The organism is Endozoicomonas sp. ONNA2 (assembly GCF_024606365.1).
Taxonomy (GTDB): Bacteria; Pseudomonadota; Gammaproteobacteria; order Pseudomonadales; family Endozoicomonadaceae; genus Endozoicomonas.
On record NZ_JAHHPO010000161.1, the window covers coordinates 1 to 4,098 of the forward strand.

3 protein-coding genes are annotated in these 4,098 nt (G+C 53.5%); all 3 read left to right on the forward strand.

Annotated elements, in window-relative coordinates:
* Positions 1-802: FAD-linked oxidase C-terminal domain-containing protein (locus KDK14_RS02990; RefSeq protein WP_306671442.1), on the forward strand; the 802-nt coding region annotated here is incomplete at its 5' end.
* 24 nt (positions 803-826) lie between these two features.
* Positions 827-2,452: a glycerol-3-phosphate dehydrogenase/oxidase gene (locus tag KDK14_RS02995; RefSeq protein ID WP_257263538.1), complete on the forward strand. Its 1,626-nt coding sequence runs from the start codon at positions 827-829 to the stop codon at positions 2,450-2,452.
* A gap of 21 nt (positions 2,453-2,473) precedes the next feature.
* On the forward strand, positions 2,474-4,036 hold the full coding sequence (locus KDK14_RS03000) for an FGGY-family carbohydrate kinase (protein WP_257263539.1): 1,563 nt from the start codon (positions 2,474-2,476) through the stop codon (positions 4,034-4,036).
* Positions 4,037-4,098 lie beyond the last annotated feature (62 nt).

Consider the following 4,098-nt stretch of genomic DNA (forward strand, 5'->3'; position numbering starts at 1 on the left):
GTTTATGGTCTGCTTTATGCCGGACTGGCAGACAGCCAAAACTGTCGCCCGGGAAGTTGCACAGCAGAAGATCCCGCTCTCCATGATGCGTGTCAGCAACGCTAAAGAGGCTCGCGCCCACGCCCACCTTGGTACCTCACTGACCCAGTTCAAACTGCTGAATGGCTATCTGCGGTTTCGCGGACTGGACGACAATCGATGTATGCTCACCTTTGGCGTGACCGGCTCTGAATACCAGAATAAAGTGGCCCTGAAACAGCTGGAAAAGATTCTGAAAAAGCATGGCGGCGTTGGTGGTGCGTTGGCCAACATCATGGGTACCATCTGGGCCCATGGCCGTTTCAAATTCCCCTACCTGCGGGAGTCACTCTGGGCCCGGGGCGTCGCGGTTGATACGCTGGAAACCGCCACCGATTGGGAAAATGTCGACGAGTTGATGCAGCAGATGGAAGCGAGCCTGGAAAACGCTCTACAGGATGAGGGGGAAAATGTCATGGCGTTTACCCACCTCTCCCATATCTATGGTCAGGGGTCGAGTATCTATACCACCTGCTTTTTTCGCTGTGCTGACAGTTACCGGGCCACTCTGGAGCGCTGGAAAAAACTGAAGGGCAAAACCTCTGAAGTGATTGCCCGTGGTCATGCCACCATCTCCCACCAGCATGGTGCCGGTCGTGACCATGCGCCTTATATGCCGGCAGAAAAAGGTGAGCTGGGGATGCGGATGATTGCAACCCTGGTGCATGACTTTGACCCGGACAAACGCCTGAACCCCGGCGTGTTACTCCAGGACAGTGAATAATTGAATCAATCAGGTACCCAATCTATGTGGCAGGAATCCTGGCAGGCACGTAACCGGAATCAATTACTGGAATCATTAAAAAACAGTGCCAGCGAAACATGGGATATCGTTGTCGCCGGTGGCGGTATCACCGGTGCCGGTATTGCCCGCGAAGCTGCTCGCCGGGGTTTAAAGGTTCTGCTGGTCGATCGCCAGGATTTCGCCTGGGGAACCTCCAGCCGTTCATCAAAAATGGTGCATGGTGGCCTTCGCTACATAGCTTCCGGAGATATCAAAACCACCATGCACTCGGTAACCGAACGGGAACGACTGATGAAAGAAGCACCCGGATTGGTTGATCGAATGGGTTATCTGATGGCCCATTACAAGGGTGCTTTTCCCGGGCCGCTGGTCTTTAATAGTCTGCTGCGCATTTATGATTTTTTTGCCGGTAAGCGTTACCGTCAGTTTCATAAATCACACGACATTGAAAACCTGAGCCCTTTCATTAATGCGCACAACCTGCTCGGTGCCACCCAGTTTGCCGACGCCATTACCGATGACTCACGCCTGGTTATCCGGGTTTTGCGGGAAGCTCAGAAAGATGGTGCTACCGCCATAAATTATGTGGGTGTCGATGCCCTGATTAAAAACCATGGGCAAGTGACGGGAGCACAACTGAAGGATGAACAAAGCAATCAGGTGCTTCCGGTGAAGGCCAGAGTGGTCATTAATGCCACAGGTGCCTGGGGGGATGAACTTCGGGGAGAGATGACCTCAGAGCAGCATATTCGCCCTGCCCGTGGTAGTCACATTGTGGTGCCTGGCTGGAGAATGCCGGTTGCCCAGGCATATACCGCCATGCACCCGGATGATAGACGACCAGTGTTCATTTTCCCATGGGAAGGCAGAACTGTAATCGGGACCACCGACCTGGACAACGGCAATATTGGCAACCATGAAGTGGCCATGAGCCGTGATGAACTGGAATACCTGATGAAAGCCGCCTGCGCCCAGTTCCCGAAAGCCGGGTTAACCGAACAGGATATTATCTCTTCCTGGGCAGGTGTTCGCCCGCTGGTCAGCTCTGGCGCATTGAATCCGTCGAAAGAAAAACGTAACCACAGCATCTGGAACGATAACGGACTGGTGACCGTCAGTGGTGGCAAGCTGACCACCTTCCGGCTGATTGCCCTGGATGTTTTAGAAGCAGCAGCAGAATACCTGCCCGGCGTTGATTTCAGTGATACCGACGGGGATATATTTACTCAATATAAGCCCGATAGTTCTCTGTTTAACCAGCTGCCAGACTATATAAAGAGACGTATCTGCGGCCATTACGGTATGGACGCTGACCGCCTGCTGGCACAGGCCCGCCCCGATGAACAGGACGTTATTCCCGGAGCCCGCGCCCTTTGGGCGGAGTTACGCTGGTCGGCCGGAAATGAAGCTGTCGTACATCTGGATGACCTCCTGCTCCGCCGCACCCGGCTGGGCCTGCTGCTGGAACAGGGAGGCCTGGTTTTTGCCGACCGGATCAAGGCCATCTGCCAGGAAGAACTAAGTTGGGACGAACAGCAGTGGCTACAGGAAGTCACCCGCTACCAATCCATCTGGCATACCTATTACAGTATTCCAAAATGTGACAATAACGCTGATCCTCGACAATAAGAAGCAAGAAGTGAGCGTGTAGTGAGTGATTCAGACTATGTGCTGGCCATCGACAATGGTACACAGAGCATTCGAGCCCTGGTATTTGACCGTGCCGGTAACGAGATCGCCAAAAGTAAAGTGGCGCTGGAGGCCTATTTTTCACAACACCCCGGCTGGGCAGAACAACATCCTGACTACTATTGGCAGCAACTTGGCAGAGCCTGTCAGGCGTTATGGGACCAGGGCATGGTAATGCCCGGGCAGATCAAGGGTATGGCTCTGACCACACAGCGCTACACCATGATTAACCTGGATGAAGATAAAAAGCCCTTGAGACCGGCTATTATCTGGATGGATCAGCGTAAAGCCGAACCGGTAAAACCCGTTGGTGGCCTCTGGGGACTGTTGATCAAAACCATCGGCCTGACCAGCCTTATCAACGACCTGCGCGCCAAGGCCCGTGATAACTGGATCATGCAACATCAGCCCGATATCTGGCAGAAGACCCGTTACTATGTGAATTTATCCGGCTACCTGACTTATCAACTGACCGGCGAAATGAAAGACGCCTGTGGTTCAGTGGCCGGCTACCTCCCATACGACTATCGGCGTCAGAAATGGGCGAGCAAACACGACCCGAAATGGCAGCTGCTTGCCGTCAAACGACATATGTTGCCAGAACTGGTGCAACCCGCAGAGCGGTTAGGCCATCTCACCGCTGAGGCTGCAGAGCATACCGGCCTGCCTGCGGGACTACCAATGATCGCAGCCTCATCGGATAAGGCCTGTGAAGCATTGGGTGCTGGCGGCACTGACCCTCATATTGGCTGTTTGAGTTTTGGCACTACAGCCACCATCAGTACCACAACGTCCCGATACGTTGAAACCATTCCCTTTATTCCACCCTACACAGCGGCGATGCCAAAACGCTACAACACCGAAGTGATGATTTATCGGGGCTTCTGGATGGTCAGCTGGTTTAAAAATGAACTGGCCCAGGCCGAGCAGCGCAAGGCGAAAGAACTGGGTGTAGAACCCGAGCAGCTGTTCGATGACCTGTTAACCCGGGTACCACCGGGCTCAATGGGTCTGATGATGCAACCGTACTGGTCACCAGGCGTACGTCAGCCCGGCCCGGAAGGCAAAGGTGCCTTTATCGGCTTTGGCGATGTCCATAAACGGGCGCATATTTACCGAGCGATTCTGGAAGGGCTGGTTTACGAACTGCGTTCCGGTAAAGAGCGGATCGAAAAACGCAGTGGCACACCGATCACCCGGTTACGGGTCTCAGGCGGTGGCTCCCAGAGTGATGCCGCCATGCAATTAACGGCCAATATTTTTGGTATGACGGCAGAACGACCACACACTTTCGAAGCTTCCGGCCTTGGCGCAGCCATTAACTGCTGTGTCGGCCTTGGCATTCATAAAAACTATAAAGAAGCCATTGATAACATGACCCGGGTGGGCGATGTGTTTGAGCCGGACCTGCCGACCGTGCAGCTGTATGATCGTTTGTACAATGAGGTTTATAAAAAGCTCTATAACCGCCTGCAGCCGTTGTATCAATCCATTCGGGATATTACCGGTTATCCGAAGCATTAAGTAATTCTCCCGGAATAACTTCATCATTTTATTCAGTCCGGGAAAATGCCGCCGCCCGCTTC

What these genes read in the sequence shown, in the direction of transcription:
- KDK14_RS02995 (WP_257263538.1), top strand. Translation starts at nt 827, where the DNA reads ATGTGGCAGGAATCCTGGCAGGCACGTAACCGGAATCAATTACTGGAA.